This is a genomic window from Chamaesiphon sp. VAR_48_metabat_403 (assembly GCF_031422475.1).
GTDB lineage: Bacteria > Cyanobacteriota > Cyanobacteriia > Cyanobacteriales > Chamaesiphonaceae > Chamaesiphon.
This window is the reverse complement of record NZ_JANPLS010000488.1, coordinates 1-2,529: the sequence shown is the minus strand read 5'-3', so window position 1 is coordinate 2,529 and position 2,529 is coordinate 1. Positions and strand designations below refer to the sequence as shown.

The 2,529-nt window shown below is 41.5% G+C and carries 4 protein-coding genes and 1 pseudogene; 4 read left to right on the top strand and 1 reads right to left on the bottom strand.

The window, feature by feature from the left end:
* The coding region (locus RMO79_RS23155) for an SLC13 family permease (RefSeq protein WP_396136663.1) at nucleotides 1-410 on the bottom strand (410 nt) is incomplete at its 3' end.
* Nucleotides 411-445: 35 nt separating this feature from the next.
* Here RMO79_RS23155 and RMO79_RS23150 point away from each other — a divergent pair.
* From RMO79_RS23150 to RMO79_RS23135, 4 genes and pseudogenes are all read left to right on the top strand, one after another.
* Nucleotides 446-586 (top strand): hypothetical protein, encoded by a 141-nt coding sequence (locus RMO79_RS23150; protein WP_310485622.1) that lies wholly within the window; start codon nucleotides 446-448, stop codon nucleotides 584-586.
* 361 nt (nucleotides 587-947) lie between these two features.
* Nucleotides 948-1,421, top strand: coding sequence for a DM13 domain-containing protein (locus tag RMO79_RS23145; RefSeq protein ID WP_310485621.1), 474 nt, complete (start codon nucleotides 948-950; stop codon nucleotides 1,419-1,421).
* A 99-nt stretch (nucleotides 1,422-1,520) separates the two neighbouring features.
* A complete protein-coding gene (locus RMO79_RS23140; RefSeq protein ID WP_310485620.1) occupies nucleotides 1,521-2,162 on the top strand; it encodes a DUF4079 domain-containing protein in 642 nt (213 codons plus the stop codon).
* A 122-nt stretch (nucleotides 2,163-2,284) separates the two neighbouring features.
* Nucleotides 2,285-2,529 (top strand): annotated as a pseudogene (locus tag RMO79_RS23135) (EamA family transporter); the annotation flags it as partial.

Sequence of the window (2,529 nt, the reverse complement as noted above, 5' to 3'; positions counted from 1 at the left end):
GGCATCAACAGCTTCGAGACTGATATCCCCCGCTGCTTACACCAATCTTCCACCACTGGAATAAAGACAGCTACCACCGCCGTATTATTAATAAAAGCAGTAATTGGGCCAACAATTACGCCCAATAATAGAATTTGACGAATCGGATGTTTGCCTCCCCATTTCACAAAAAACTTATTAACAATTTGAATCGCACCACTGCGATCGATCCCGGCGCTGAGAATAAACATTGTGATTACTGTAATCGTGACAGCATTGCCAAAACCAGAGATTCCTTCCTCTGGAGTGACTAAACCCATCACCATCAGAGCAGCAGCAGCGGAGATCGAAATGATATCTAATGGCAGCCATTCTCGAATACTAAAAACTAAAACCGTGGCTGTGACTGCTAATGTTAGAATAATCGGCATAAATTGCCCCAATTCTGGTGAAAATAATATATCCCATGGCATGGTTGAATCTCCAAGACGTGTTCGTGAGTATGCTTAAATCTGCTGAATCTGACGATCTCGATCTAGGTAGCGTACTCTTAATTCAGCCAGCAGCCTCGACTAAACAAGACTTGTGGATATTAAATATATTTTGAAAATGCTGGACATAACACATGTAAAATCGGCCTGATTCGATCGCGTAGCTTACCGGAGGTAATCGGCATTCCCTAGAGTTACAAGCTCAAATTGGAATTGGATTTAAAGATTTGATTTATTTTTTGTAGCTCTCCTTCACTTCAAAATCTTCATCGATTTACGATCGGCAAGAAATAGGTGCTGAATCGGGACGAGCAGACAATCTTGGTTGATTACTGGACAGATTTAGTTACCAAACCAATCCGATCTGGTTCGACTCATGTATATTAGACAGCACGGTTAATTTGTTGAGCAGTCCCAGCAATAGGACTGCATTGAGTCAATCGATGCTAATTGAATTAATCTTAGGAGCCTCGATCGATGAAACGTCAAAATTTACTACTGACAGCTTTGATTGCGACAGTTTCAATCTGCTTGCCAATGCTTTCAAATGCCAATTTAAGACCAGCTAACGCCGAATTGTCTACGCCGCTATTACTGACAGTTACTAACAAGGTAGCAGCGGCAACTGTCTTAGCTAGCGGTGCTTTTGAGAAGTCCGAACATCCAACTAGCGGTACAGCTCAAATCATAGTCAAAAATGGCAAGAAGTATCTCAAGTTTGATGATGGTTTTAAGAGTGATAGTGGGCCAGATTTATTTGTGATTCTGCATCGTCAGGATTCGCCCAAGAGTTATGCCAAAGCTAATTATGTTAATTTAGGACGGTTAAAAAAAGTATCAGGGCAGCAAGTATACTCAATTCCAAGTGGGGTTGATGTGGCACAATTTAAGTCGGTCGCAATTTGGTGTCGAAAGTTTAATGCTACGTTTGGGTTTGCCCAACTCAATTAGTTGATTTAGTCAAGATTCGATCGCCAAATCAGGTCGGATCTTGACTAGCAATTTTATTTACAATATTATAAATCTCATTACTATCTACGGCTAGGGATCGTGACTTTTTCTGATTGGCTCCGCCTGATTCACCCGCTGTTAGCTGTTGTCGCGATCTATCCGCTATTGGGAATTGTCATGTACTTTGCTTGGAAAACTCGCCAGCGGAGGCTGGAAATAAAAGCTGGCGTGAAAAGTAAAATATCACCCCAAGCCGGATTAGAACATGTGAATATCGGGCGGTGGCTAACGGGAACTGCAACTGGGGTTGCGCTATTGGGATTATTACATCCGATCGTCAAGACAATTATTAAGCAGCAAGTCTGGCAAACTGCCCCAGGAAAAGTGATTTTTATTTTACTAATGTTTGCCGCAACGATCGGAGCTTTACTGTGCTTATACCGTGCTCAGGCAGCGATCTGGCGAACAACTTTCGCAACGTTGACTAGTGCAGGCTTAATTATTCTCGGCGAACAAGATGGGGTGTACCGCCGTGAAGCCGAATGGTTTTTCTCCCATTATTATTATGGAATTGTAGTGGCAATCTTGATGATAGTCTCATTAGCCATTTTGCCAGAAATCTATCGCAATTTTAACTGGCGGCGAATCCATATCATCTTGAATTCGATCGCTCTACTATTGTTTTTGCTCCAGGGATTGACAGGAGTGCGAGATTTACTCGAAATTCCGGTTGGTGGTTAGATAGTTGATAATTGATAATTGATATCTAGATTTTTAGAATGAGTATTTAAGCCCCTTCTTTTTTGTTAATGATTGACGATCGATCGTAGAATGATTGCAAAGATTGGTTATTAGGGTTGCGAATGAATAGTTATTTTGCCAAGATTCCAGGTCAAGTATATCTATGGATAGCGATCCTGATCTTCGGAGCTTCTGGCTCGGTGACTCGTAAGTTGACTGAAGTTGGTGCTACTCAGTTTGTGAATGGCCACAATCCAATTTCTTTGTGCAATGTTCTATTTGTTGGCAATGTCTGTGCATTGGGTTTGATGATGATAGTGTATCGCCATCAATTAACTGCTGAGAATTTCGGCAATATTTCCAAAGT